This window comes from Arthrobacter sp. MDT2-3, from assembly GCF_059090465.1.
Genome location: NZ_JBNHFS010000001.1, coordinates 271525 through 296887, shown reverse-complemented (window position 1 = coordinate 296887; position 25363 = coordinate 271525). Strand labels below are relative to the sequence as shown.

Below are 25363 nucleotides of genomic sequence, written 5' to 3'. Positions count from 1 at the left end.
GGCTGCCTGCCTCAATCGATCGAGAACTGGTTGCGGCGGTTGAGCCGGAACTGGATGAAGGTGATGACGAAGACCAGCAGCCCCAGGACCACGGACATGGCCGATGCGTAGCCCATCTGGAGGTTGTCGAACGCTTTCTGCCAGATGTACCAAACGATGGAAGCGGACTGGAATTCAGGGCCGCCGGTGGGGGTCATGATGTTGATCTCCACGAAGATCTGAGATCCCCCGATGATGCTGGTGACGATGAGGAAGAAGGTGACCGGCCGGACCATGGGGATGGTGATGTGCCGGAACTGCTGCCACGCGGTGGCGCCGTCCAGCGCGGCTGCTTCATAGAGGTAGCGGGGGACCGACTGGAGGGCGGCCAGGTACAGGAGCATGGAGTATCCCAGTCCCTTCCAGATGGCCATGATGATGAGCGCTGGCTTCACCGTCGCGGTGTCCTGCAGCCAGTTGGGGCCGTCGATCCCCACCAGGGCAAGGCCTTGGTTGATGAGGCCGAAGTCGCCGTTGAATGCCCACTGCCAGAGGATGGCTACGGCGGCAATCGAGGAGATCACGGGCAGGTAGTAGACGGTGCGGAAAAACGTGGTTCCGCGCATCTTGCGGTTCATGGCCAGTGCCAGGCCCAGTGAGATGACCAGGCCGATCGGAATGCCGATCATCATGTACAGCGTGTTCCAGAGCGACTGCAGGAAGTAGCGGTCGCCGAACATCTTTGTGTAGTTGTCCAGGCCCTTGAAGACCGGCGCTGAAATGCCGTTCCAGTTCGTGAAGGATGCGTAGACAGAAAAAAGGAGTGGGAAAAGCGTAAAGAGGAGGAACCCGATCACCGGTATGGCAACAAATGCAAGGGCGGCTGGTGTTCCTTCCGGTGAAGCCGCGAGCGGCGCGGGCGCGTCATGGTTGTCATACCGGTGATCCCCCCCTCTAGTTGCCGGATTGCTGGTTGGCGGAGTCCAGGAATTCCTGCATCCTGGGCTGTGCTTCCTTCAGGTAGTCCGCCGCCGTCTGCTTGCCGTCCAAAACAGGCTGGATATTGGTGAAGAGTTCGTCGTACCACTCAGCGTTGAAGGTATTGCCGCCTGGCAGCGCGCGGCCATAGTCCTTCACGATCTCGAGGAACTCGGCCTTGTTGGCCGGCTTGGTGGTGGTGTCCGCGGCCCAGGTCTCGGCCATGTCTTTCAGGTTGGGGATCTGGATTCCGGCGTCCACCAGGCTCTGCTGGGCTTCCTTGTTGGCGGTGAGGTATTCCACCAGCTTTACAGCTTCTTCGGGGTACTTCGTGCTTTCGGAAACAGCGACGCCGAGGGTACCGATCCAGCTGGCTGTCTTGCCGGTCTCTCCGGCCGGGTAAGGAATAACGTCCCATTCAAAGCCCAGCTTCTGGTAGGTGGAGAGATCCCAGGGGGCGATGGGGAAGAACCCGATTTCGCCCTTCATCCAGCGCTGGTAGGTGTCCAGGGTCTGGGCTTCAGCCACCGAAGGCGTCACACCATGGACGTTCTGCAGGTCGGCGAACCACTGCAGTGATTCAGCAAACTCCGGGGTGTCCACAGTGACCTTGGTGCGGTCCTCGTTGAGCCAGTCCCCGCCGTTGGACCAGACAAACGGCTGCAGGTTCCACTGGACGTTCAGTCCGGTGCCCCACTGGTCCAAGGTGCCGTCGCCATTGGTGTCCGCCGTCAGCTTCTTGGCAGCTGCCACGAACTCGTCGAAGGTGTACGGCTTGTCCTTGTCCGGCAGCGGAATTCCGGCCTTCTCCAGCATCGTCTTGTTGTAGCCGAAGGAGAACGGGCCCACGTCCTTGGGCAGGGCGTAGATGGCCCCCTCGCCCACCCTATTCCCGTCGTAGCGGTAGCTGTCCACGCCGTACTCCCAGATGTTCTCCAGGTCGATGGTGTCGGAGCCTTCCACGTATTCGGTGATGTCCTTGACGATGCCGTTCTGCACGTAGGCCTGGACGTCACCCGGCCCGATGTAGAACACATCCGGGACCTGCTTGCCGGCAATCGCGGCCTTCAGCTTCGTGGCGTACTGGTCAGCGGTGGTAACGATGATGTCCACGTCCACACCATTGGCGGCCTCGAACTGCTCCACGGCCTTTTCATAGGCCTTCTTCTCGTCTTCACCTCCGCGGAACATAAACGTGAGCTTCTTTTCGCCGCCGGCGTCCCCGCCGGTGGGGGCGGAGCAACCGCCGAGCATAAGGCCGGCGGCGGTAAAGAGCGCCAGGGTTGCGGCCATGGGACGTGACTTCATCATCACGCAGTCCTTCCGGGTTGGTGGAGCAACAAGTGTATGGGCTGAGCTGAGCGGTACCGGACCCCGCACGCCGCGGTAGCGGAGCGTCTTTGCGAGGTTCTTTGCAACGTTGTAAGAAACCATCACACAGCAGCAGATGAATCGTCAAGAGTTAGAAAACGAACGTCTCCAACGCGGAGCGGCGGCTGCTTGACGTGATCCAGGTCGCATGCCATATTTCCATTACAACGTTGCAAGCTTTCTTTTCCCAGCTGCGGCCCCGTGCCGCATCCACTTCCCGGAAGGACCACGTGATGATGAAGTCACGTCCATGGGCGCTGCGCGCTGCAGGATTAGCTGCAGCCATCGGCATCGCCCTCACAGCAGCAGCGCTTCCGACGACGGCCAGTCCCGTCAGCGCCCCGGCAGCAGCGTTGGAAGCCCGGCAGACAGCAAAGTCTGCGCTCGAATGGCCCGCCAAGGAGAAGGTCCAGCCGGACCTTCCCGGGGGCAAGACCGTAGTGGGTCAGACGTCCCCCATACACGATCCCGCGCTGATCATCGCCGGGGACGGCACCTGGTACGTCTATTCAACCGGGCTGGTGAACCGCGAAAACGGCGGCACCATCCAGATATGGGCGTCCCACGACGCGGGAACCACGTGGGAATACAGCGGGACGGTGTGGGACCGGATCCCCGCCTGGATCGACGAGCACTTTTCCGACGGGGAACTGCCGGGCAATCTCTGGGCCCCTGAGATTACTGAGCACAACGGCACGTATTACCTCTACTATTCGGCGTCGCGGTTTGGCAGCAGCAACTCGGTAACGGCGCTGGCCACCAACACCACCCTCGATCCGAACCACCCGGATTATGAATGGGTTGACCAAGGCCTCGTTGTTTCCTCGCCGGTGACCGGACTCGACCCAGGCAACCCGGGAAAAACCTTCAACGCCATCGATGCCGGCATCATCGAGGACGCTGACGGCACGCCTTACATGGCCATTGGCTCCTTCTGGTACGGCATCTTCCTGGTACCCATCGAGTGGCCCAGCGGCAAGCCTTTAGCGGATTGGCAATCAAAGACTGTGAACATTGCGGACCGCTTTATGCCCGGCAACCCCATCGAGGCGCCCTACATCACCCGGCATGGCGGCTACTATTACCTGTTTGTCTCGTTCGATTCCTGCTGCCGCGGGGGCGACTCCACGTACAAAGTAGCCGTGGGCCGGTCTACTTCCGTGAAGGGCCCCTACCTGGACAAAGAGGGCCGAGACATGTTTGGCGGCGGCGGTTCCGTGGTGCTGGATTCGCATGGAGCCATCACCGGACCCGGCGGCCAGTCGGTCTTCGGCGACTACCTGGCGTTCCACTACTACGACGGTTCCAACGAGGAGATCCCCTACTTCCCCACCCTGGGTGTGCAGAAGATCGAATGGGCTAACGGCTGGCCGGTATTCGACCAAACTGTGGGGCTGCCGGTGATTGCGAAGCAGCCCAAAGCCGTAGAGGCGGGTAGCGGCAAAAATGCCAGCTTCAGTGCCGCCGCCACGGGAACGCCGGGTCCGGTTGCTGCCTGGGAGACCTCTTCCGACGGCGGCGCAAGCTGGCACAGGGTCGGGACCCAGCCGGTTACCAAACGCACCGACGAGGGCATCTACCGTTCCACCCTCGAACTTCCGCCCCGGATGCCCGGCGACCCGGACGTGCTGGTGCGCGCCGTCTTCCGCAACGCCCACGGTACGGTGACCACGGACGCCGTCGGACTCTCTCCCAAGCAGTAACGCCCACCAGCAAGAAAGCCCATGCGATGACCAGCAGCACCGCCACTTCCAGGCTCGAGGCAGGGCGTCCTGTGGCACCGTTCCCCCTTGATCGGGTCCGACTCCTCGACAGTGACTTCAAGACTGCCCAGGAAACCTCCATCCGGTACGTCCTGGAACTTGATACACACAGGCTCTGCGCCCCCTACCTCTCGGAGGCCGGCCTGGATGCCGGTGCTGAACCGTACGGAAGCTGGGAACGGGACGGGATGGGTGGGCATATCGGCGGTCATTACCTGTCAGGCTGCGCACAGTTGTTCGCGGCCACCGGGGATGCGCGCCTGCTCGACAAGGTGCGGTCCGTCGTCGGCGTCCTTGGCAGGTGCCAGGACGCCGGTGACGACGGCTATGTGGGCGGCGTACCCGGCGGCCGGAAGCTGGGAAAGGAACTGGCCGCGGGCACCGTGGATGCGGACCTCTTCACCCTGAACGGACGGTGGGTCCCGCTCTACAACCTCCATAAAACGCTCGCTGGATTGCTGGACGCGTATTCGTACGCGGGATCAGCGGAGGCCTTGGAGATCGCCGCCGGGCTTGCCGACTGGTGGCTGGGCATTTCGGCCAAGATTTCCGGCGAGGCTTTTGAGGAGCTCCTGCATACTGAATTCGGCGGCATGAACGACGCCTTCGCCATCCTTGCCGGAATTACCGGCCGGGCCAACTACCTTCAGGAAGCCCACCGGTTCGCGCACCGCGCCATCCTGGAGCCGCTCGCCGCCGGCCAGGACCAATTGGACGGGCTGCACGCCAACACCCAGATCCCCAAGGCGGTGGGCTACGCCAGGCTCGCCGCCGCCGGCCACCGGGAATACGAGCAGGCCAGCTCCAGCTTCTGGGACTCGGTGGTCCTGCGCCGCTCCGTTTCCGTCGGCGGAAACAGCGTGCGGGAACACTTCCATCCCTCAGCCGACTTCACGCCGATGATCCTTGATGCCCAGGGCCCCGAAACCTGCAACACCTACAACATGCTGAAGCTGGCCAAGCTGCGCTTTGAACAGTTGGGCGACCCGGCCGCCGTCGACTTCTATGAACGGGCAACCTACAACCACATCCTGTCCTCCCAGCACCCCCGCCGCGGCGGCTTTGTGTACTTCACGCCCATGCGCCCCCGGCATTACCGCGTCTATTCACGGGCGCAGGAGTCCATGTGGTGCTGCGTCGGTTCGGGGCTGGAAAACCATGCCCGCTACGGTGAACTGATCTACAGCCACAGCGGGAACGAACTGCTCGTCAACCTCTACATCCCCTCGACCCTCGACTGGACGGATAAGGGCCTGCAGGTCAGGCTCGACACGGACTTCCCGAACTCCGACGAGGCAACGCTGCACGTCACGGCACACACCTCCGTTGAGGCCACCATCACCCTGAGGCGTCCGGGATGGGCCGCGGCATTTGAGGTCGACGGCGGGGCCGCGCCGGCCGGCGCCGGCCACGTCAGCATCAGCCGCACCTGGCAGGGCGATTCCGACGTCCGGATCCGGCTGACCCCCGGCTTCCGATCAGAAGGTCTGCCGGACGGTTCGCCCTGGGTCTCATTCCTTTACGGCCCCGTGGTGCTGGCATCGCGGGCGGGAACGGAAGGCGTACCCGGGTTCGAGGCAGCGGACGAACGGATGGGGCACGTGGCCTCGGGGCCCTTGCTGCCGCTTGCCGAAGCCTCCGTGGTCCCCAACGCCGCATCCATCCGGCTTCGCGACAGAGCCACAGTAACGGCGGAGCTGTCAATAATCGACGCCGGCGGGCAACCCGGCACCGTTGTCCTGGAACCGTTCCACGCCATCCACGACGAGCGGTACACCGTGTACTGGCCCTCCGGTGAGCCCAGCGAGCGGCGGGAGGAACTGCTGGAACTGGACCGGGCCGCCGTCGTACAGGGGGAAGTGGTGGATGGCGTAACCGCCGGGGAGCAACAGCCGGAGGCGGACCATGGCTTCCGTGGTGAAGGCACCCGTGCCGGGGGCGGCGAGGGCATCCACTGGCGCAGCGCAACCGGGTGGTTCTCCTACGTCCTTAATGATCGTGATGCCCGCGCCAGCCTGCTGCGGGTCCGCTTCCGCCCGGACGAAAACCGCAGCCATCAGCTGAGTCTGAACGGATTGCCTCTGGGCGAACTTGTCCGCCAGGAGCAAGAGGGCGGGGAGGTGCTGAGCGACTTTCGCATCGGGGATACCCATCGGGCTGCATTCCCTGGCGGCGGACTCGCCTTCACCGTCACGGCGCTGCCCGGCATGCGGACAGGGGATCTCCTGTCCGTCCAGCTCCTGTCGGTGCCTCCCCGGTAGTAGGGTTCCGTCATGGACATCATCCTCGTACCCGGATTCTGGTTGGACGCCTCATCCTGGGAGGAGGTGACGCCGGCCCTGGAGGTCGCCGGTCATCGGACCCATCCGCTCACGCTTCCCGGGCTCGAATCGGTGGACGCGAGCCGTGCCGGAATCGGCCTCCGCGACCATGTCGATGCGGTGGTGGCCCTCCTCGATTCCCTCGAAGGCAAGGTTGTGCTCGTAGGACATTCCGGCGGAGGTGCCATCATCCACGCGGCCCTGGATGCCCGGCCGAACCGGGTGGAGCGGGCCATCTACGTGGACAGTGGGCCCCTCGGCGAAGGAGGCGTCATCAACGACGAACTGCCCGCCGAGGGCGACGACGTGCCACTTCCGCCGTGGGAGGGCTTTGAAGACGCCGACCTGGTGGATCTGGACGAGGGGCTTCGCCAGGCCTTCCGTGCGCGGGCGATCCCGCAGCCGAAAGGCGTCGCCTACGACCAGCAGCACCTGAGTGATGAGCGCCGCTACGACGTTCCGGCCACCATCATCGCCTGCGAATTTCCGTCCTCCATGCTGAAGGAATGGATCAACGGCGGCCACCCCTTCGTTGCCGAATTGGCCCGGATGCGCGACGTCGAGTACGTCGACCTCCCCACGGGGCACTGGCCCCAGTTCACCAAGCCCGCGGAACTCGCCCGCGCCATCCAGGCGGCGGTGGAGCGCACGCCGTAGGCCGTCGTCGTCAATGTGTCGCTTCGTGCGCTCTACTTCACCCGCCAGAAAGGAAGGCCGCTGGCTGTGAATGTCCGGACCGGGGAGTACACTCAGAGTATCGAACATATATTCGAATAAGGGTGTGTTGTGGGCGTTGTTGTCGGTCCCCGTGTGATAGATGCGGGACTCTCTTTGCAGCTGGCTTGGGTGTCTCCGGTGCCCGTTGCTGCCGGTTATCCCTCGCCTGCGCAGGACTACTTCGACGGCCGGATAGACCTGAACGAGCACCTGATCAAGGACATCACCAGCACGTTTGTGGTCCGGGTTACCGGCGACTCGATGGAGCGCGCGGGCATCAGCGACGGCGATGAACTCATCGTCAACAGGGCCCTCGAACCAAAGGACGGCTGCGTGGTTATCGCCGTCCTGGACGGTGAGCTGACGGTCAAGCGGCTTCGCATCACCGCCACGGGCGTGGTGTTGCAGGCGGAAAACCCGAAGTACCCCGATATCAAGGTGTCGGCCCTCAGTGAGCTGACCATCTGGGGCGTGGCCACCCGGTGCCTGCACCATGTCTAAGGGACACGCGTGACCCGGCCAGCCATCATGCGGCAGATGCCCGAGATCGCCCACGTGGACGTCAACTGCTTCTATGCCAGCGCCGAACGCGCCTTTGACCCCTCCCTTGAGGGAAAGCCCCTGATCGTGCTCTCCAACAACGATGGCTGCGCCGTCACGCGCTCACCCGAAGCGAAGGCCCTGGGCATCGGAGTGGGCGAGCCCTGGTTCAAGCTCGCACCGCGGGCCAAGGAATGGGGCCTGATCGCGAAGTCCAGCAATTACGAACTCTATGGAGACATCAGCGCCCGCGTGATGGAACTGCTGGGCCGCTACTCCGCCTGGCTGGAGGTCTACAGCATCGACGAAGCATTCCTCGGCGTTAAGGGCACCCCGGACCACCTGCTGGAACTCGGGCGGACCATCAAGGCCGCGGCAGCCCGGAACGTCGGCGTCCCCGTCTGCGTGGGCATCGCCCGCACCAAAACCCTGGCCAAGCTGGCCAACCAGTGGGCCAAGCACAATGCGGCGTTCAACGGCGTCTGCCGCTGGGATTCGGTACCGCCGGAGCAGCAGGAGGCACTGATGGCCAGGCTCTCGGTGATTGAGGTCTGGGGCGTGGCAACCAGAATCACCAAACGCCTCAACGCCATGGGCATCCACTCCATTCTGGACCTCAAACGCGCAGACCCTGTCCGGATCCGCGAGCGCTTCTCGGTGGTGATGATGCGGACCGTCCTGGAACTGCAGGGGACACCCTGTATCCCCATGGAGGAGGCCCGGATTGGCCGGGACCAGCTGATCTTCTCCCGCTCTTTTTCCACTCCCATCACCAGGGCCCACGACGTGCGGCAGGTCCTCAGCGTCTATGCCCAAATGGCCAGCGGCCGGCTGGCCAAGCACAACCTGCAGGCCAAACTCCTCACCGCCTTCGCCGGAACGTCCCACTTCAACGCGCAGGAAACGTCCTTTCCCTCCGTGTGCATCCCGCTTCCCATGCCGACGGCGGACCCTGTCATCCTCACCAAAGCCGCCCACGCGCTGCTGCCCGCCATCATTGACGGCGCCAAGTACGCCCGCGCCGGCATCATGGTCACGGACCTGCGGCCCAGCGGCAACCAGAAACCGCTGGAGCCCTTTGAGAACCCGCACGAGGAAAGGCACATCGGGCCGCTGCTGGAGGACATCACCCGCCGCTACGGCCGCGGCTCCATCGGCCTGGGCCACGCCGGGATCCGCGGCGGCCCGGACTGGACCATGAAACGGGACATGCGCTCCCCCAGGTACACCACCCACTGGGACGAGCTTCCGCTCGTCAAGGCAGCCTAGCTGCACCGAGGCAGCGCCGCCCGGGGAAGCGTCCCCACCACAGTTGTCCCTATGCTTCGTCCTCCACGCTGACCGGTTCCTCGATCAGCAGCGCCGTGCCCTGGTATGGGCCGAGCTCGATGAAGAAACTGTGCAGGTCGTCCACCTGGCCCACGGTCTCCTCGGTGAAGAGGTCCTGGACCTGCGCGCCGGCTTCCAGATGGGTGGACTGGACACTTCCGGTGATGCCTTCACCGGAGAAGTTCAGGACCGTCACCTGGATCTGCCCTGATGCGAGGCGGTGCACCATCACCAGCAGGCCCCGGTGGGAAACGTCCGGGACGTCCAGGAGCAGGCTGGTGGCAATCCCCCACTCCTCACGGACCTTGAGGATTTTCTGGAGCCTTCGGGCAAAGGACCGGTCGTCCTTGAGCTGCTCGGGCAGAGGACCGTAAAGGCTGCGTGCCCGTGGCATCCCCGAAGCTGAGACGGTGGCTTCGGCGTTGGTGCCCATCAGGTCGTGGGCGCCCCGGTTAATCCACCTGGTATCGCCTTGGGCTGTGAGCTCGCTGACCTGCGCCCGGTCCAGGGTTGTCATGCCCACCATGTCCCAGCCGGAAAGCGCGAAGACTCCGGGCTGCAGCGCGTTGTACATTGCCAGCAGCAGGTGGGCTTCCCGCACCGTCTCAACCTGCTCGGCAGTCAGCGAGGAAATGTCCTTGATGCCCAGGGCGGCGGTGATAACGCTGACCGTGGTGCAGGCAATACCGTTGGTGGTGAAGACCGCGTTGTAGGGCCCGTTTTCGCCCGTGAGTTTGTTCCGGAGCGTGTCCTGGACATGTTCGGTCAGCTCGGCGCCAGTCAATTCGGAACCAGCCAACTCGAAGACGTCGTCCTTGTGCCGGGTGGCGAAGTGCACCAACTCATAGGTCAGCTCATCGTGGTTCTGCAGCGCGTGCACCAGTGACGCCTGGTCCACACCGATCTCCATCGCCAGCCGCAGGGTCAGCCGCAGGAACTCCGTGTCCTGGGTGACCAGGGCATAGTGGTAGCCGGGCCGCGTGATGAAGTCGTAGGACAGGTCCGGGCCGGTTTCCGAGGTCGCCTTGATGTCATCAATGGTGAGGTTGAGTTCCTGGAACGAGAAGCCGCCCACCTTGCGTACCATGCTGCCGATCAGCTGGTTCGCTGCTTCGGAGAGCGGATGACCTTCGGACCAGCCGGGCTGTTCCTCTGCGCTTTTTTCGACGCCGAGGAAGCCGTTGGCATCCAGCCGCAGCGCGCCGGTGCCCAGGTCCAGCAGCGAATGCAGTGCGTCGCCCACCACCAGGCGCATGCCGGAGAAGGTTGGGTCCAGCCAGTTGATGGACGGCTGCCCGGCCTTGAAGTAATGCAGGTACACCCACCGGCGCTTCTGGCCGGTGGTGTCCACAATGGTGCGGGTGGCGCTCCAGTTGGTTTCCTTCACGCCCGGTTCATAGAAGATGACCCGCTGCAGCCGGCCGATGATGTATCCGGCCTTCTGCAGGGCCTGCTCGGCTTCGGGGCTGATGTTTACCGAGTCCTCGCCCGGCGGAACGTCGGGCAGCAGGTGCCAGTCCGATTCCGGGATGTCGATCATGTGATAAATGCCGGGGTAGTCCCGGTAGTTCATCTCGGCCAGGCGGAAGTCCGCACCCTTGCCGGTGTGCCCGGGGACGATGTCATCAATGATGGTGCCGTCGTGTTCGCCGGCAACCTCGCACATCCTGCGGAACTCGTCTTCGGAACCGAACAGTGGATCGATGGCCATGCTGATGCGGTCAAAGTGGCCGTCCACGCTGGGCGTTTCTGCCCACCCCTGCAGGCCGCCGGCCTTCTTCACCGGTCCTGTGTGGATGGCCCGGATGCCGATTTCCCGGAACGTCTTCCACAATTCAGGATCGCCGAGCGCCCCCAGGAAGGATTGGCCCGGCGTCGTCATAAACGAAAGCGGGTAGGCAGTGAACCACACCGAGGCGCGTTCGACGGCGGCCCGCGGGTTGGGGTGCGCGTAGGAGTGCTGCCACATGCTCGCCTGCCCTGACAGCTGCCGGGCAAGGACATTGGCATCGCCGAGCATCGCCTGGTTCCTCAGCCACTCCACATAGGTTTTGTTGAGGCCGTCAAGTTCCAGTGACGGCGCGTTGGCAAAGTACTGCCGGCGGCGGGCTACAGGCCGCAGCGCCTTGGGCCGTGCAGGGTAGAACTTTTCATCGAAGGTAATTTCCGGCGCTTCCGGGGCCTCCATAAGCTCCGCAGCTTCCGCTGCCTCCGCTTCGGTCACACCGCCGGTGTCCCCCGCTAGCTCTGCTGCATCATCCTCAAAGACGCTGGCGGTAGCTTTTCCCAGTTCAGACACTGAGTTCCTCCCTCAACTCGACTGCATTCCACTCTGCCATGATTCAACCGCCGGCCGAACGGCGCCGGGCGATGAATTTCCGGTGAGCGGCGGCTCAGGGGGTCCGTACCTGCGAGAACCGGTAGAAATGCACGCCGTGCGGCGGAACCTCAACATGCAGCGCCGGCCAGCCCCTCAGTGGGCGGATCACGGCGTTGCGCCCGCTCCACGCCTCACGGCCGTGCCACTCCATCCCGTCCAGGCGGGCAGTGCCGGAAAGGGCGGCGTCGGAAAGAGCTGTGCCCGCAATGGAAGCACCAGGGCCTGGAAGCCCAAGGTCCGCGAGCGGCAGCGTCCGGGACAACCCGGCCGTTCCGGTGTTGAACGCCGCAACAAAGTAATCGTCCGACGCCGTGCTGTCCGCCGCCCACAGCACCAGGCCGCCGTCGCGCAGTAACTCCCGGTTGTTGGTACTGGCGCCGTGCGCGTCCAGGAGGTCCCGGTTGGTCAGGAGGTCCAAGGTTTCCGCAGGGGACGACGGGAGGTCGCACCCGAGCATAAGCGGCGATCGTGCAACGCACCAGAGTGTCAGCATGGTCCGCTGTTCATCAAGGGTGAGGCGGCTGAGCCGCTCGCTTCCCCGTTCTGCCCGCTGGGCGATCCTGCCGACGGGCAGCATGTCGGCGTCCGCCCAGGCACCGGGGCGCTGGTGGGCGGCCCACCTTGCCAGCCGGGCAAACTGGGCCTCCACGTCCTCCCACACGTCCCAAAGGTCGTCTGATACCCGCCACATTTGGACATTTCCGCGGAGGTGCTCCAGCCTCGCCAGTGACACCGCCCTGCCCGGCGAAAGGCTGAGGACCATGTCCCGGCCGCTGCTGTCCAGGGCTTGGCGGTAGGCCTCGATTTCAGCGCCAAAGTAGGGCCCCAGCATGTCGTCCGCCTTGACGAAGTCCACTCCCCAGCCGGCGAATTGCCGCACTTGGGAGTCGTAGTAGGCCTGGGCGCCGGGGTGGTCATGGTCCAGTCCGTAGTTGTCCGTGTTCCAATCGCACACCGAAGACTTGTCTGCCACTTCGCCGGCAGTGAAGGCCGTGCCTTCAATGGGGAGACCCTGATGCACCGCCTGTCGGGGTATGCCCCGCATGATGTGCAGCCCGAACTTGAGCCCCAAAGCGTGGATCCGGTCCGCCAGGGGTTTGAAGCCGAGTCCACCCGCGGCCGAGGGGAACCGGTTGACGGCGGGGAGCTGCCGGCCAAAGCTGTCCAGTTCCAGCACGGCACCCTCGTTGTAGCCGCCCGCCCTCGCCGCGGGTTCGTACCACTGGATGTCCACAACCACCGTGTCCCACCCGAAGGGCAACAGGTGCTCAGCTATGAAAGTGGCGTTCGCCAGCACCTCCTCCTCGGTCACCGTGGTGCCGTAGCAGTCCCAGCTGTTCCAGCCCATCGGCGGAGTCTCGGCAAGCGTCACCGGAAAAATTTACAACGATAGAAAGGCGAAGGCAAGAGCATCCGGGTTGCCTCGGGAAACGACGCGGCGGCACGTGCCGCCGCCTTGACATGCAGATTGTGAGCGCTGACAGTTGAGTGAGCCGCCACCCATCCCCCATCGGAAAGCTGATTCATTGAAGAACTGGGCAGGAAACCTCGAATACTCCTCTGCAAAGGTCGAACGGCCGGAATCCGTGGCGGAACTGGCACAGCTTGTGGAGCGAGCGGCCCGCGTCAAGGCCCTGGGATCACGCCACTCCTTCAACCGTGTGGGTGACACCGATGGAGTCCACGTCCTGCTCGACGCCCTGCCCCAGCACATAGCCCTGGACACCGATCGCAACACTGTTAGGGTCAGCGGCGGCGTCAGCTACGGCGCCCTGTGCCGAACCCTCGAGCAGTCGGGTGCAGCTATCCACAACCTCGCGTCACTTCCCCACATTTCGGTCGCAGGCGCAGTGCAGACGGGAACCCACGGCTCCGGTGTGGATAACCCGTCGCTGGCCGGGGCCGTACAGTCCATCGACTTGGTAAGGCCCTCGGGCGAAACCGTCACCCTGTCCCGGGAAGATGGGGACGAATTCCTGGCCAGCGTAGTGGGCCTGGGCGCCCTGGGGATTGTCACCGGCCTTGAACTGGCCGTCCAGCCGAGCTTTGAGGTGCGCCAGCGCGTGCTGGAGGACCTGCCATGGGAACGGGCGCTGGCAGCCTTTCCGGACATCATGTCCAGCGCGTACAGCGTCAGCCTTTTCACCAATTACGCCGGTGACACCATCAGCCAGGTGTGGCTGAAAGCGCTGGGCTCGGAGCCCCCGCTGACCGAACTGTTCGGCGCAACGCCGGCCCTGCGGCCCCGGCACCCGCTGCCGGATATGTCCGCCGAAAACTGCACTATCCAGCTTGATGAGCCGGGGCAGTGGCTGGACCGGTTGCCGCACTTCCGTCACGAATTCACCCCAAGCAAGGGCGAGGAACTCCAGAGCGAATTCATCCTGCCGCTGGAGCATGCACCGGCCGCGCTGCAGGCGGTCCGCAGCCTGGCGGAAAAGCTCGCGCCCCTGCTCTTTGTCTCGGAAGTCCGCACGGGTGCCGCGGACGAATTCTGGCTGAGCCCCTTCTACAAGCAGCAAAGCGTTGCCCTGCACTTCACCTGGAAGCCGTTGCAGGCCGAGGTGGAATCCCTGCTCCCGGAACTCGAAGACCTGCTCCGGCCCTTCGGCGCCCGGCCGCACTGGGGCAAGCTTTTCTCCCCCGGGGGCCACGACTGGGAGACGCTCTACCCCCGCTTCGCCGGGTTCCGGTCCCTGGCGTCGTCCCACGATCCCGAGGGCAAGTTCCGCAATGCTCTGCTGGACAGCATCCTCGGCGTCCCCGCAGCGAGCGGCCGGTAACTGAAAGCGGCCGGTAACTGAATGGGTACGCCCGCCCCCGCGGCGGGCCGCGAACTGAAGCGTTCGACGGCGGGTGCCCACCCGCCGTCGAACGCTTCAGTTGGTTACCGGTCGCTCCAGCCGGCAGGCGGGGGCCCGTCCAGAAACGTGGTCACAACGTCCTGCACCAGCCCGCTCCTGGACAACCCAAAGAAGTGCGTCGTACCGGGAAAAACCGCCAGTTGCGATGCAGGTACGCCGTCGAAGTCACCGTTTACATCTCCCCCGCGGAGCTGCAGGAACCGCACGGCATGCTCGAGCTTGACCATGTCGCAATCGCCCACCGTGATCAGCGTCGGGGCGGCGATGCTGCGGATCTCCTCATCGCTCCATCCGATGGCATCCGCGTCGTAGCCGCCGAGCTTGTCCAACAGCCCCTGCAGGTGCTCGCGGTCCGGGTGCGGCGAAACAGCCAGGTAGCGTTGTTCCATTGGAGTGCCGGCGATCATATCGACGGTCATGGCGGCTACCGCCTCGGCGTTTCCGCCGCGGTCCCCGTCGGGCCGGAATGATACCGACGAGACAATGAGCTTGCGGACAAGTTCCGGATGCTTGACCGCCAAGTGCAGCGCCACCGCGCCCCCGACGCTGAAGCCGAACACATCAACCTTCGGGACGCCCAGGTGTTCAAGGAGTCCGATGACATCGGCAGCAAGGTCGCGGGTTTTCAGCGGACGGTCGATGTCGTTGGTCCGGCCGTGACCCTGAAAATCTGTTGCGATGACCCTCCGGCCCGCTGACAAGCCCGGGATCAGGGCGCCGAATTGCTGCTCGATGTCGAACAGTCCGCCGTGCAGGAGCAGCAGCGGCGTGCCGCCGGCGCCGTGCAGCTCGTAGTACATTTGCAGGCCGTTGACGGGGGCGTATCCCGTTTCGGGGGCTGGCGTCACTGGCTCAGGCATGGGGTGGTCCTCCGTCCGTTTCGGGTCATCCTAGTGCGGTGGCGGCCCCGGCGGGAGGGTCAGGGTGAGGCCAAGGCAGTGCCTCTTATGCAAAAGCAGCCGTACCCTCAGCCGCCGGGCTCTACCCGCCGGAACCGGATACGGCCGCCGATGGGCACCTGCCCCACGAGGTCCAACTGGTGGTCCACCACCACCCCGATCACGGGGTAACCGCCGCTGACGGGATGGTCGGCGAGGAACAGAACGGGCAGCCCCTCCGGAGGGACCTGGAGGGCGCCGGCCACGGTGCCTTCACTGGCCAGCTCCCCCTGCCGGTTCCGCTCCAGCGCTTGGCCCGAAAGGCGCATTCCGATCCGGTTGGACCGGGGGGTGACCTCCCACTCCTGGGCGTAGAACGATTCCACCGCCGCGGCGCCAAACCAGTCCTCCCGGGGGCCGGGCACAACATCCAGCACCGTCACTCCCTCGCCAGGGAAATCGGGCTGGACCTCGGGATTGCTCACCACACGGGATTCCGTGGCATCGCCAGCATGGATAAAGTCTCCCGCCGCCAGCGGGGCGGGCCCCAGGCCGGACAGGGTATCCGTGGAACGGCTGCCCAGGACTTGTTCGGCCTCCACGCCTCCACGCATGGCCAGGTAGCTGCGGAAGCCTTGTTCCGGCGGGCCAATAATCAGCAGCTCACCGTCCAGCAGCACGAACGGTTCTGCCATGGATATATTCCGCTCGAAGTATGCGTCATCGTCCTCCGGATCCCCGACCGGGCCCTTCACAGTCAGCGCCGCAGGGGCGCCGGTGACAGCCAGAATCTGGTCACCGACTGCCTGCACCTGCAGTCCTCCGGCCACGACTTCCACGGCGGCAGCTGACGGGCCGTTGCCCACCAGCCGGTTCGCTCGGCGCAGGGAGGATCGGTCCAAAGCGCCGGCAGTGCCCACACCCGAACCGGTGTACCCGGGGCGGCCGAGATCCTCGATAAGACTCTGCAATCCCGGCGACAGTACGCGCAGCCCCGCGTCGGGTGGGGACCCCGCCTTCTTAGTCCCCTCATCCGGGACTGCCACGTCGATGAGTTCCCGGACGGGCCGGAACTGCACCCGGTCGCCGGGGGCGGCGAGCGCGGGCTGCTCCCGGCCCAGGTCCCACATGCGGGCAGCCGTTCGGCCAATCAGTTGCCACCCGCCGGGGCTTTGCCGCGGATAAACGGCCGAGTAGCTTCCGGCGAGGGCCACCGACCCTGCCGGAACAGCAGTCCGGGGCGAGGATCGGCGCGGAACGTCGAGCACCTGGTTCTCGCCCACCATGTAGCCGAAGCCGGGGGCGAACCCGCCAAAGGCCACAGTCCACACCTGTCCGGTATGTGCAGCCACCACGCCGTCCGGACCCAGGCCGGTCAGCGTTCCCACTTCGGCGAGGTCTTCGCCGTCGTACACGGTATCTATGGTTACCAGCCTGCCCTCCGCCCGCTCCTGGACCGCAAGGTCCATTGCGAGCAGCAGCGCCGGCATCCGGCGCGCCGCACGCGGTGAATCGGCCATCACCAGCACTGTTTCCGCAGCCGCAAGGACATCCACTTGGCCTGGAAGCGGATGTTTCAGCAGCAATGCCTGCAGTGCGAGAACGCCCGGAAGCCCGGAAAGCTCGGCGAGAACCGCAGTGGTCCCCACCGCACGGACCGCCAGCACCTTCAGTGCAGCGGACGGGACGGGGGATGCCGGATTTCCGGGAGCAGGCGGCGTTGTCTCCATAGGAACCTCATGGTACGCGGAACGTCAATACGCTGGATTGTTAGGCTGTACCCATGAACCGCCGCCTTGCCACCCTGTCCGCTGTCCCCCTGTTGCTGCTGCTTGCCGGCTGCGGCGCCGTAGAGGAAGCCGCGGGGAACGCAGCCAGCGATGCTGCCTCAAAGGTTGCCACCGCCGCCGCCGACGAAGTGAACCGGCAGATCTGCGCGGTGGTCCAGGACGGCCTGGTCAGCGTGGAGGACAAACGGGTGCTCGGGGGGCTGGTCTCCGCTGCCCGCACGGCCGGCGTTCCGGCCGAAATTACGACGCCGCTGGGCCAGATTGCGGAGTCCGGAGACCAGGTGCCGGCCGAGTCCGTCCAGGCCCTGAAGGATGCCTGCACGGCGTAAGGCTATTCCCTTTCATTGCCTCTTTGAGATCCCGCCGAAATCCAGGAAGCCCTCAATCCCGTAGCTCCCCCGGACTCCATCAGCGATGAGGAGGACGAACAGTGACCGGTAGCCTGAAGAATAGGCTGAGCTTTACCTGCGGGAAGGTCCCTGGTGTACGGCTTATGTGGATGCCGGAACCGGCACAGTGGACCCGCTCGCTAAGCACCGCCCGGAGGAATTCCCCTATGTTGTGGCTGAGGTAAGCCGCGAACACGGCGAGATCCGGCTGCACTACGCCGGCTCAGGCACTCCTGCCAGCACCCAGGAGGTGCAGGGGTGAGAACAACAAGTAAACCGCTATGGAGAAGAGGGGCAAGGCCATGCGGCCCTGCCCCTCTGATGTATCACCACGGTCCTGTCATCACTGGTGCGGCTGGTCCAGCCCGCGCAGCCCGCTGCCGCGGCCGCCATGGGGCCGGCGTACGTTCCTGTGCTCAGGAGCAACGAACGGAACCACCTCGGGATCCCGGGTTGCCGGCAAAGCCCGAATGAATTTCGAAAGTTCCTCGTGCAGGACCTTCCACGCGATGTTGGGATCGTCGGGATAAGCATCACTTTCTGCCTGCCGTGCCGCATCCAACGCAGCCTTGCCAACTTCTGTCAGCTCGACCTTAAACTGCCGGCGGTCTGCTGACTGCCGGGTCCTGCTGATGTGCCCTGAAGCTTCCAACCTGGTAAGTACTCGGCCCAGGGTCTGGCTCTGCACACGGACCACTTCCGCAAGCTGCTCCTGGTTCAAGGGCCCGGCAGCCAGCCCTTCCAGGGCAATAACGGCGGCGCGGGTCAGTCCAAGGGGCGCCAGAGCGTCATCCTGACGCCTTTGGACCAGCCGCGCCGCCAGTGTAATAAGGCGGTAGCTGTTCCGTGCATCCGGATCGAGGTTGCTGGTCATCGGCCGCGGCCTTCCTGTAGGTGGCGAAGTGCGGGTGTCCTCACCCCTTCATGCGTCGCTACCTACCTACAATAAGCATGCTTAGCATCCTATTCGCAAGTAGGCTTACTATTCACCGTCAAAACATCTTCGCGACTCCCCGCACAAACAACCCTCCACGGGACCTCCACCAACACACCCCCTTGCAAAGCAAATGGGAAGTGTGCTTAGTATCTAAGTAGTAACCATGCTTACTAACTACAGCCAGCACTGCTGGTTCTTGATCGCCAGCTGACCCTTCTACGAAAGAGAGCATGATGACAGAGAACCAATGGCCCCAGACGCCTAACCCCGCCATCTCGGATCCTTACGGCGCCTCAGAGGTTGGTGCTGAAGACACCTTCACTTCCTCAGGCACGCCTGATTCCGGCGCCAGTTCCAAGAAGCAGGCAGCCAAGGAAGAAGCTTCGAACGTAGCCGGCCAGGCCGCAACCGCAGTACAGGGCGTCGCCCAGACGGCCAAGGAGGAAGTGGCCAACGTCGCCTCCGAGGCAAAGTCCAGCGCACAGGACCTGCTGTCCCAGGCAAAATCAGGGCTTTCCAGCCAGGCCGGCACCCAGCAGCAGAAGGCGGCCGAAGGCATCCGCACCATTTCCAGCCAGCTGCAGAGCATGGCGGACGCCCCGGACCAGCAGGGCATGGCCAGCGACCTGATCCGGCAGGCTGCCCAGCGCAGCGAGTCGGTGGCTTCCTGGCTTGAGAACAAGCAGCCGGGCGATCTGCTGGGCGAAGTCCAGAGGTTCGCCCGCAACAAGCCCGGCACCTTCCTCCTGCTGGCCGCCGGCGCCGGCGTCCTCGCAGGCCGCCTGACCCGCGGCCTCACCGCAGACACCAACGCATCCCAGGGCGGGACCTTGCAGTCCTCCCCCGCACAGCGCCCTGTGGCCGCTCCGCAGGCAGCACCCCTCCGGCAGGAGACGGTGTTCGCTGCAGGAAGCGCCACCGACCTGTACGACGAGCCGGTTGTAGGCACGGGAACTCCGGTATCCACAGCGTCGCTGCCTTCCGGTACCGCGGAAGACAGCGCCCTGCGCTTTGAGGATGACCCCTACCAGTCGAAGGAAGGACGCCACCTGTGAGTAGTTCTATTCCGGAGCCGCCGCCGAGTGAGGCGCATGTGAAGGCGGACAACGCGTCCTTGGGTGAGTTGCTGGGTGATGTGACCCGGGATCTGTCCACCCTGATGCGCCAGGAAGTCGAGCTCGCCAAGGCCGAACTGAAACAGTCCGCCACCAAGGCAGGCAAAGGCTCCGGCATGCTCGCCGGAGCCGGCGTCGCCGGGCACTTCGTCCTGCTGTTCCTTTCCCTGGCACTGATGTTCGCCCTGGGCGCCCTGATGCCGCTGGGCTGGGCCGCCGTGATCGTCGCCGTGATCTGGGGCATCATCGCCGCGGTCCTGGCCTCGATCGGCCGCAAGGAACTCAAACAAATCAAAGGCATGCCCCAGACAGGCGAAACACTCTCTGAAATTCCCCCAACCCTAAAACCAGGTGAGGTAAACCGATGAGCGATAACCCGGACGCAATCCGCCAAGACATAGAAGCCACCCGCGCACGCCTGGGCACCAACGTGGACGCGGTCGCCGACAAAGTTACCCCCTCCAACATCGTCCACCGCCAGACTGAAAAAGTCACAGAATCAGTGAAGGACGCCGTGACAGGGGTCAAGGAGAAAATCATGGGAGCAGCAGACTCAACCACCACCCGGGTCCAGGACAAGGTCTCCTCCGGCACCGGGCACGCCGGGGACGCCCTGCACAGCACCGGCGAATCCCTGCACGGCGCCAAGGACACCGCCGCCGCCAAACTCTCTGACGCCGGCACCGCACTCTCCCACGCACCGGACCAGGTCAAAGCCAAAACCCAGGGCAACCCCCTGGCCGCCGGCCTGATCGCCTTCGGCGCCGGAATGCTCGTCTCGTCCCTGATCCCGGCCAGCCAAAAGGAACGCGAAGCAGCCCAGCAGCTCAAAACCGCCGCCGAGCCCCTCGCCACCCAGGTCACCGACGCCGCCAAGGACATGGTCCAGGACCTGAAGGAACCAGCCCAGCAAGCCATGGACAACGTCAAAGCCACCGCCACCGACGCCGCCCAAAACGTCAAAGCCGAAGGCCAAGGAGCCGTCACCGACGTCAAAGACCGCGCCACCGACGCCAAAACCAACGTCCAAAACACCTAAAAGTTGTTTAGGAATGGAAAGGCCGGCTCCCGCAGGGGCCGGCCTTTCCGCTTCCTCGGCGCGTCCCCCGGGGGGACACCACACCGCTAGGGATCAGCGCTCGATGGAGGCCATGTTGGCCTCGTCGTGGCGTTCTTCCACGGCAGGTTGGAGCGAGTTCAGCGATCTTGTCGGTGAACTCTCAACCCGCAGCGACCTCTTCCGGCAGCTCTGGGGAGCCCACGACGACCGGGAACACCGCACCGGCATCAAAAGCGTCCACCATCCCATCGTCGGCGACCTCGACCTGAACTACCTCGGCCTTGACCTGGCCTCCGACCACAGCCTCCAGATGCTGGTCTTCTCCGCGGAACCAGGCTCCGCGTCCAACGACGGGCTGCAGCTGCTGGCGAATTGGGCCGCCGCTAACAGCACCGAGTTGAAGTCCAATGAGGAAGCAGCCACCAACCACCTCCGCGGAAATTGATGCTGCGATCCGTACCGCTCCGTGCTGGTCTGTACAAGGAATACCGGCGCGCGGGAGACTGTCGCCATGCGCAACCTGACCTTTGGCATGAACGTGAGCGTGGACGGCTACATCGCCGCGCCCGGCGACGACCTCGGCTGGAGCGTCCCGAGCGACGAATTGTTCCAGTGGTGGTCCGACCGGGTGGGGGCGACGGGCCTGGCGCTGTACGGGCGCAAACTGTGGGAGACGATGAGCTCCCACTGGCCGACGGCCGACCAGCAGCCCGGCGCCACGCCGGCGCACATCGAGTTTGCCCGCCGCTGGCGGGCCATGCCGAAAATGGTGTTCTCCTCGACGCCCAGCACGGTCGACTGGAACACCCGCCTGGCCACCGGCGACGCGGTCACCGAGATCACCCGGCTCAAAGCGGATGACGGCGGCTTCATGGACATCGGCGGTGCCACACTCGCCGCGGCGGCCATGCGGGCCGGACTGATCGACGAATACATGATGGTCACCCATCCGGTCCTGGTGGGCGGCGGCACGCCGTTCTTCACAGCCTTGGACAACTGGGTGAACCTCAACCTGGTGGAGACCCGGAAGTTTCCCGACGGTGTGGTCCTGACCAGGTATGAGACCAGGCGCTGAGTCGAGTTGCGGGAGCAGCAGGCGGCATCTTGGTTGCTTCGCGTACGCGGCGGAACTCAGTCCGCGGCCGAAGGTCGGGAAGGCATGGGGCAACATAACCACGCGATCCGGCGGAAATGGCAGTGCTCCAATGTGCAGAGGGCATGCTGAAGGCCGGTGAGTTAATGCCCCCAAGGCATTGACTCACCGGCCTTCAGTAGTTTCTATTTGCCTGCGCGGACGAAGGTGACGGCGCCCTTGGAGGTCATCCAGGTCAGGGGGTGGACGGCGGTTTCGTTCTTGCCGTTCAGGCCGGAGCTGAGGACCTGGCCGTTGCCGACGTAGATGCCCACGTGGCCGGACTGGACAACCATGTCACCGGGCTGGGGATCAGTGACGACGGTGCCGTAGTTCATGAACTGCATCGGACCAAGGTCACCGACAGGAATCCCTGCAGCATTCAGGGCATTTTCGACCAGTCGTGTGCAGTCCTGAATCATGCCGATCTGGGCGTAAGCGGAGGACACCATAATGGCATTTACGCCTCCCGCTGCCGGGGCAGGAGCCGGAGCGGGAGCGGGAGCGGCGGGCGTGACGGTTACCTGGGCCTTGGCCGGCGCAACGGCCTGCGTCTTGACGGCGGCAGAAGCGGCAGGAGCGGCAGCTTTGGGGGCCTCGACGACGACTGGTTTGGGTGCTTCGACGACGGGGGCAGGCGTGGTCTTGACGGCGGGACGCTCGAAGGAGATCTGCACTGTGGCGTCTGCGCTGAGCGGGGTTTGTACCTGGCTGGCGACTTCCAGGTTCGATGCCGGCTCGGCTTCGCGCTGGGTTGGGGCGTCTGCTGCCTGGGCGGCGATGCCGCTGGTCAGGACGAGGCCGGAAGCGGCTGCAATGACGGCGGCCTGACGGCCTACACCGCCGGCGTGGCCGGCGAAGGATTTGGACAGGACCGCCAGGGGGCTGGTCTGGACGGGGACCGCGCGGCGGCGGCCGTGAGCTTTGCCATTGGGCATGAAAGAGCCTCTCCCACTGCCTGCGAGGTTAGCTGTCGGATTCGGATGGGAGACACCCGGCCGTGGTGATGCGCGAAAGGCACCAGGCACGGCTTCACCCCAAGGCCTGCCGGAAGCAGGCCGTTATTGGGTTCCCCGTCTCTGCCGGACGATTTTGCGAACGGATCCCGGGCAGCGGCAGAGTTAGGCAAGTCTGCTCAGGAGTGCCGCATTCGGAGAAACGGGCACGGCTTCAGACCCTACGTCACAACAGCCCCATTTGTCACATTTGCATAACGCACTTCGGGCTGGGACTTACGTCAATCGTTCCCGTTCAACGGGGCGTAGCAACGATGTGAAGCATCGCCCCGTTGATTTAAAGGCCGCCGTAGTGGGCAACCACCTGCAGAGTGCCCAGTAGCCCATCCCCAGCACGAGGGACCCGGCAACCGCAAGGACCGGGTTGATGGGAAGCAGCAGCGGGTAGACCAGCCAGTGGGTGAGGTAGATATACAGGGACGCCGCGGCCAGCCAGCCGATGACCCGGCGCAGGACGGCCGGCACCGGCAGGGCTGGCACCCACACCAGCAGCAGAATGCCTGCAGCGACGGTGACATCGCGGACGGTGCTGCCGAAGAACCCCGGCAGCGTCATCAGGGTGATGACCGAGACAGTAATCCTGTGGAAGTGTGTGCGGGCCCGGGCGAGCGCCCAGCCGAGCGCGAAGAGCCAGAACACGGGCGGCGGCTTGGGAAGGCCAGGATCCACGATGTCGTACCGGCTGAGCAGCGCGATGGCCACCAGCCCCACGGCGAAAGCGAACGGCGCACGGCGCTCCACCCGGTCAACCCAGGGCACGGCCATAAGCGCTGCCACGGCCAACAGGATGTACACCAGCAGTTCCACAAACCAGAAATGCCACTGCGTGGTTACTTGCTCGGGCCCAACTATGGCGTTCAACAGGAAGATGTTGGCAACGCTGTAGCGGTCCGTGAGCACGTAGGCCACGGCGATAAAAGCGGTGGAGGGCACAACTATCCGGGCCACACCGCGGAGCTGGCGGCGCAGCCGCGGGAGCCGCTGGTCCGCCAACTGGAAGCGTGCGAAGTTGTAGCCGGCCACCACGAAGAGCAGGTGGGCGGTCTGGAACATGATCAGCTCCACGTGCGTGGCCACAATGCACACGATGGCGACGGCCCGGAGCACAATCGAGGTTTCCAGGAAGGAAAAGGGGCTCCGCCGCCTGGGCTTCCGGCGGCGCTCCAATTCCCGCACCGGCAAAAGGTGCCAGTCGGAAGGAAGCTGTCCCAGGACACGTTCCAGCTGAACCGAGACCGCCACGTAGGACAGCGAGTCGCCGTCAAGGGAGACGAACGTGTCGTCGTTTCCCACAACGGGGCATTCCAGGGCCTCGGCGAAAATGCTTCGGATGTCGTCGGGGTTGCCGGCGGGGGTTGGGCCCTCCGGTGCCGGCTTGGCGGTTGCGGCGCGGGCGGTACCGACGGCACCCGCAGCAGCGGGCGCTGGAGCGGCAAGTCCCAGGACGGCCGGGTAGTCCACCTTGCCGGTGGTCAGGCGCGGGAGGGCTTCCACGGCATGGATCACGACGGCGGTGCGCGGCAGCCCCAGCGTGCCGGCCAGGGTCTTGGCGAGCAAACCGCCGTCGTGCCCGCCTTCGACGGCGACCACAAGGCGGTCGTCGGTGCCGGCGGCGGCTGCGGTGATTCCCATGTCGGCGAAGATCCGCTCCACCTGGCCGAGGTCCACGCGCAGGCCGACAATTTTCACGAACCGGCTGCGCCGTCCCACCACCTCGTACAGGCCGTTCGGGTGCCGGCGGGCGAGGTCTCCGGTGCGCAGTTCGCGGACTTCCCGGCCGAGTGCCAGGTCCCCGGGGTGGTCGGCGTAACCGAGCATGACGTTGGGGCCGCTGTAGACCAGTTCCCCGTCTGCCAGGTCCTCCACCGGTTCAATGCGGAAGGATCCGCCCGGTACGGGGACGCCGATGGTTTCAGCATGGTCGGCGGCCAGGTCAGGTGGCAGATAGGCCATCCGGGCGGTGGCTTCCGTTGCTCCATACATCACGAAGAGGTCCCAGCCGCGGCGCTGCCCGGTTTCCGCCCAGGCGCGCACCTTCTCCGGTGCCAGCCGTCCGCCGGCCTGGGTGACGTAGCGCAGGTTGGGCAGGTCCGCATCGGCGAAGCCCACCCGCTCCAGGAGGTCGAAGGTGTAGGGAACCGCCGCGAAGGAGGTGGCCTGCCGTTCCCGGAAGAGATCCCAAAAGCAGGGATCCACCACTGAGAGGTCCGTGAGGACCAGCCCTGCCCCGCGGACCAGGTGACTGTTAACAACGGACAGGCCGTAGCAGTAATGCAGGGGCAGCGTGGTGGCGGCCTTGTCGTCCGGCCCAATGCCCAGGTACTCGGCGATGGCTTCGGCGTTGGCTGTGAGGTTGGTATGCGAAAGCCGCACCAGTTTCGGCGAGCCCGTGGAACCCGAGGTGCTGAGCAGCAGGGCCAGTTCAGGATGCAGCTCATGCCGGGAGCCGGCGCGCCGCTCCTCGAGCACGGGCACCCCGTGCCCGTCGCCGGAGCGCAGCAGTACGTCCGGGTCGTAAGCGTCCATGAGGGACGCGAGGGCTTCGGGCTTGTCGGCCGGGGCCAGCAACAGGACATGGCCAGCCGACAGCGCGGCGAGGTACGCCACCAGCGAGTCCAGGTCGTTCTGCGCTGCCAGCACCACCAGGCGCCGTGCTGTTCCCAGGCGGGTGGCGGCGTCGTCCACGCGGGCGGCAAGCTCCCCGTAGGACAGGACGCCATCCGCGGTGAGCACCGCCGGGCGGTCGCCGTGGCGGGCGAGGTCGGTGAAGGCGGCCCGGGCGAGGTCTGGCTGCGCGGTCAACG

22 protein-coding genes and 1 riboswitch are annotated in these 25363 nt (G+C 64.9%); of the genes, 13 read left to right on the top strand and 9 right to left on the bottom strand.

Translation table 11 applies throughout. The features are described from left to right. Positions 1 to 11: 11 nt before the first annotated feature. Together AC5RUQ_RS01385 and AC5RUQ_RS01380 are read right to left on the bottom strand one after the other, a co-directional pair. The gene (locus AC5RUQ_RS01385; protein ID WP_493945619.1) at positions 12 to 836 is read right to left on the bottom strand and encodes a carbohydrate ABC transporter permease; all 825 of its coding nucleotides are present in this window, start codon (positions 834 to 836) and stop codon (positions 12 to 14) included. 97 nt (positions 837 to 933) lie between these two features. Next, positions 934 to 2268 carry an ABC transporter substrate-binding protein gene (locus AC5RUQ_RS01380; RefSeq protein ID WP_493945618.1) on the bottom strand — a complete coding sequence of 445 codons (1335 nt, stop codon included), beginning with the start codon at positions 2266 to 2268 and terminating at the stop codon, positions 934 to 936. Positions 2269 to 2561: 293 nt separating this feature from the next. Here AC5RUQ_RS01380 and AC5RUQ_RS01375 point away from each other — a divergent pair, with 293 nt between their 5' ends. The 5 genes from AC5RUQ_RS01375 (at position 2562) to AC5RUQ_RS01355 (ending at position 8938) form a co-directional block, all read left to right on the top strand. Continuing rightward, complete coding sequence (locus tag AC5RUQ_RS01375; RefSeq protein WP_493945617.1) at positions 2562 to 4031, top strand: arabinan endo-1,5-alpha-L-arabinosidase; 1470 nt, start codon at positions 2562 to 2564, stop codon at positions 4029 to 4031. 26 nt (positions 4032 to 4057) lie between these two features. Beyond that, positions 4058 to 6352: a beta-L-arabinofuranosidase domain-containing protein gene (locus tag AC5RUQ_RS01370; RefSeq protein ID WP_493945616.1), complete on the top strand. Its 2295-nt coding sequence runs from the start codon at positions 4058 to 4060 to the stop codon at positions 6350 to 6352. 12 nt (positions 6353 to 6364) lie between these two features. Beyond that, positions 6365 to 7069, top strand: coding sequence for an alpha/beta fold hydrolase (locus AC5RUQ_RS01365; RefSeq protein ID WP_493945615.1), 705 nt, complete (start codon positions 6365 to 6367; stop codon positions 7067 to 7069). A gap of 129 nt (positions 7070 to 7198) precedes the next feature. Next, positions 7199 to 7630: a LexA family protein gene (locus AC5RUQ_RS01360; protein WP_493945614.1), complete on the top strand. Its 432-nt coding sequence runs from the start codon at positions 7199 to 7201 to the stop codon at positions 7628 to 7630. Between the two features lie 27 nt (positions 7631 to 7657). Continuing rightward, complete coding sequence (locus AC5RUQ_RS01355) at positions 7658 to 8938, top strand: Y-family DNA polymerase (protein ID WP_493946373.1); 1281 nt, start codon at positions 7658 to 7660, stop codon at positions 8936 to 8938. Positions 8939 to 8987: 49 nt separating this feature from the next. Here the strand turns inward: AC5RUQ_RS01355 and treS are convergent, their stop codons facing one another. Together treS and AC5RUQ_RS01345 are read right to left on the bottom strand one after the other, a co-directional pair. After that, positions 8988 to 11186: a maltose alpha-D-glucosyltransferase gene (gene treS / locus AC5RUQ_RS01350; RefSeq protein WP_493946372.1), complete on the bottom strand. Its 2199-nt coding sequence runs from the start codon at positions 11184 to 11186 to the stop codon at positions 8988 to 8990. Positions 11187 to 11391: 205 nt separating this feature from the next. Next, a complete protein-coding gene (locus AC5RUQ_RS01345; protein ID WP_493945613.1) occupies positions 11392 to 12750 on the bottom strand; it encodes a glycoside hydrolase family 27 protein in 1359 nt (452 codons plus the stop codon). Positions 12751 to 12904: 154 nt separating this feature from the next. Here AC5RUQ_RS01345 and AC5RUQ_RS01340 point away from each other — a divergent pair, with 154 nt between their 5' ends. Then, positions 12905 to 14161 carry a D-arabinono-1,4-lactone oxidase gene (locus AC5RUQ_RS01340; RefSeq protein WP_493945612.1) on the top strand — a complete coding sequence of 419 codons (1257 nt, stop codon included), beginning with the start codon at positions 12905 to 12907 and terminating at the stop codon, positions 14159 to 14161. A gap of 104 nt (positions 14162 to 14265) precedes the next feature. Here the strand turns inward: AC5RUQ_RS01340 and AC5RUQ_RS01335 are convergent, their stop codons facing one another. Both AC5RUQ_RS01335 and AC5RUQ_RS01330 read right to left on the bottom strand, forming a co-directional pair. Beyond that, positions 14266 to 15102, bottom strand: coding sequence for an alpha/beta fold hydrolase (locus AC5RUQ_RS01335; protein WP_493945611.1), 837 nt, complete (start codon positions 15100 to 15102; stop codon positions 14266 to 14268). Positions 15103 to 15209: 107 nt separating this feature from the next. Continuing rightward, positions 15210 to 16850: a 5-oxoprolinase subunit B/C family protein gene (locus AC5RUQ_RS01330; RefSeq protein ID WP_493945610.1), complete on the bottom strand. Its 1641-nt coding sequence runs from the start codon at positions 16848 to 16850 to the stop codon at positions 15210 to 15212. Positions 16851 to 16903: 53 nt separating this feature from the next. On the opposite strand from AC5RUQ_RS01330, the gene AC5RUQ_RS01325 reads away from it, so the two are divergent. Both AC5RUQ_RS01325 and AC5RUQ_RS01320 read left to right on the top strand, forming a co-directional pair. Next, complete coding sequence (locus AC5RUQ_RS01325; RefSeq protein WP_493945609.1) at positions 16904 to 17239, top strand: hypothetical protein; 336 nt, start codon at positions 16904 to 16906, stop codon at positions 17237 to 17239. A 166-nt stretch (positions 17240 to 17405) separates the two neighbouring features. After that, positions 17406 to 17561, top strand: coding sequence for a hypothetical protein (locus AC5RUQ_RS01320; protein WP_493945608.1), 156 nt, complete (start codon positions 17406 to 17408; stop codon positions 17559 to 17561). Between the two features lie 81 nt (positions 17562 to 17642). On the opposite strand, the gene AC5RUQ_RS01315 is transcribed toward AC5RUQ_RS01320, so the two are convergent. After that, on the bottom strand, positions 17643 to 18173 hold the full coding sequence (locus AC5RUQ_RS01315) for a MarR family winged helix-turn-helix transcriptional regulator (protein WP_493945607.1): 531 nt from the start codon (positions 18171 to 18173) through the stop codon (positions 17643 to 17645). A 296-nt stretch (positions 18174 to 18469) separates the two neighbouring features. Here AC5RUQ_RS01315 and AC5RUQ_RS01310 point away from each other — a divergent pair, with 296 nt between their 5' ends. The 5 genes from AC5RUQ_RS01310 (at position 18470) to AC5RUQ_RS01290 (ending at position 21486) form a co-directional block, all read left to right on the top strand. Further along, positions 18470 to 19291 (top strand): hypothetical protein, encoded by an 822-nt coding sequence (locus AC5RUQ_RS01310; RefSeq protein WP_493946371.1) that lies wholly within the window; start codon positions 18470 to 18472, stop codon positions 19289 to 19291. Next, complete coding sequence (locus tag AC5RUQ_RS01305) at positions 19288 to 19719, top strand: phage holin family protein (protein ID WP_493945606.1); 432 nt, start codon at positions 19288 to 19290, stop codon at positions 19717 to 19719. Before AC5RUQ_RS01310 ends, AC5RUQ_RS01305 begins: the two co-directional genes overlap by 4 nt. Next, complete coding sequence (locus AC5RUQ_RS01300; protein WP_493945605.1) at positions 19716 to 20390, top strand: DUF3618 domain-containing protein; 675 nt, start codon at positions 19716 to 19718, stop codon at positions 20388 to 20390. The genes AC5RUQ_RS01305 and AC5RUQ_RS01300 overlap by 4 nt, the downstream gene beginning before the upstream one ends. Before the next feature lie 13 nt (positions 20391 to 20403). Further along, positions 20404 to 20856: an MmyB family transcriptional regulator gene (locus tag AC5RUQ_RS01295; RefSeq protein ID WP_493945604.1), complete on the top strand. Its 453-nt coding sequence runs from the start codon at positions 20404 to 20406 to the stop codon at positions 20854 to 20856. 66 nt (positions 20857 to 20922) lie between these two features. Then, positions 20923 to 21486 carry a dihydrofolate reductase family protein gene (locus tag AC5RUQ_RS01290; protein WP_493945603.1) on the top strand — a complete coding sequence of 188 codons (564 nt, stop codon included), beginning with the start codon at positions 20923 to 20925 and terminating at the stop codon, positions 21484 to 21486. Positions 21487 to 21689: 203 nt separating this feature from the next. On the opposite strand, the gene AC5RUQ_RS01285 is transcribed toward AC5RUQ_RS01290, so the two are convergent. Both AC5RUQ_RS01285 and AC5RUQ_RS01280 read right to left on the bottom strand, forming a co-directional pair. Beyond that, positions 21690 to 22481, bottom strand: coding sequence for an NlpC/P60 family protein (locus AC5RUQ_RS01285; protein ID WP_493945602.1), 792 nt, complete (start codon positions 22479 to 22481; stop codon positions 21690 to 21692). A gap of 3 nt (positions 22482 to 22484) precedes the next feature. Beyond that, a riboswitch (cyclic di-AMP (ydaO/yuaA leader) is annotated at positions 22485 to 22676 on the bottom strand. Positions 22677 to 22775: 99 nt separating this feature from the next. Further along, a complete protein-coding gene (locus tag AC5RUQ_RS01280; RefSeq protein WP_493945601.1) occupies positions 22776 to 25361 on the bottom strand; it encodes an AMP-binding protein in 2586 nt (861 codons plus the stop codon). Between the last annotated feature and the right edge of the window lie 2 nt (positions 25362 to 25363).

Bases quoted from the DNA above. Each gene is read 5' to 3' on its own strand.
- treS (WP_493946372.1), bottom strand. From the start codon at position 11,186: ATGGAGGCCCCGGAAGCGCCGGAAATTACCTTCGATGAAAAGTTCTAC.
- AC5RUQ_RS01375 (WP_493945617.1), top strand. From the start codon at position 2,562: ATGATGAAGTCACGTCCATGGGCGCTGCGCGCTGCAGGATTAGCTGCA.
- AC5RUQ_RS01325 (WP_493945609.1), top strand. From the start codon at position 16,904: ATGAACCGCCGCCTTGCCACCCTGTCCGCTGTCCCCCTGTTGCTGCTG.
- AC5RUQ_RS01290 (WP_493945603.1), top strand. From the start codon at position 20,923: ATGCGCAACCTGACCTTTGGCATGAACGTGAGCGTGGACGGCTACATC.
- AC5RUQ_RS01380 (WP_493945618.1), bottom strand. From the start codon at position 2,268: ATGATGAAGTCACGTCCCATGGCCGCAACCCTGGCGCTCTTTACCGCC.
- AC5RUQ_RS01300 (WP_493945605.1), top strand. From the start codon at position 19,716: ATGAGCGATAACCCGGACGCAATCCGCCAAGACATAGAAGCCACCCGC.
- AC5RUQ_RS01355 (WP_493946373.1), top strand. From the start codon at position 7,658: ATGCGGCAGATGCCCGAGATCGCCCACGTGGACGTCAACTGCTTCTAT.
- AC5RUQ_RS01315 (WP_493945607.1), bottom strand. From the start codon at position 18,173: ATGACCAGCAACCTCGATCCGGATGCACGGAACAGCTACCGCCTTATT.
- AC5RUQ_RS01295 (WP_493945604.1), top strand. From the start codon at position 20,404: ATGGAAAGGCCGGCTCCCGCAGGGGCCGGCCTTTCCGCTTCCTCGGCG.
- AC5RUQ_RS01370 (WP_493945616.1), top strand. From the start codon at position 4,058: ATGACCAGCAGCACCGCCACTTCCAGGCTCGAGGCAGGGCGTCCTGTG.
- AC5RUQ_RS01365 (WP_493945615.1), top strand. From the start codon at position 6,365: ATGGACATCATCCTCGTACCCGGATTCTGGTTGGACGCCTCATCCTGG.
- AC5RUQ_RS01285 (WP_493945602.1), bottom strand. From the start codon at position 22,481: ATGCCCAATGGCAAAGCTCACGGCCGCCGCCGCGCGGTCCCCGTCCAG.
- AC5RUQ_RS01335 (WP_493945611.1), bottom strand. From the start codon at position 15,102: ATGCCTGAGCCAGTGACGCCAGCCCCCGAAACGGGATACGCCCCCGTC.
- AC5RUQ_RS01310 (WP_493946371.1), top strand. From the start codon at position 18,470: ATGACAGAGAACCAATGGCCCCAGACGCCTAACCCCGCCATCTCGGAT.
- AC5RUQ_RS01330 (WP_493945610.1), bottom strand. From the start codon at position 16,850: ATGGAGACAACGCCGCCTGCTCCCGGAAATCCGGCATCCCCCGTCCCG.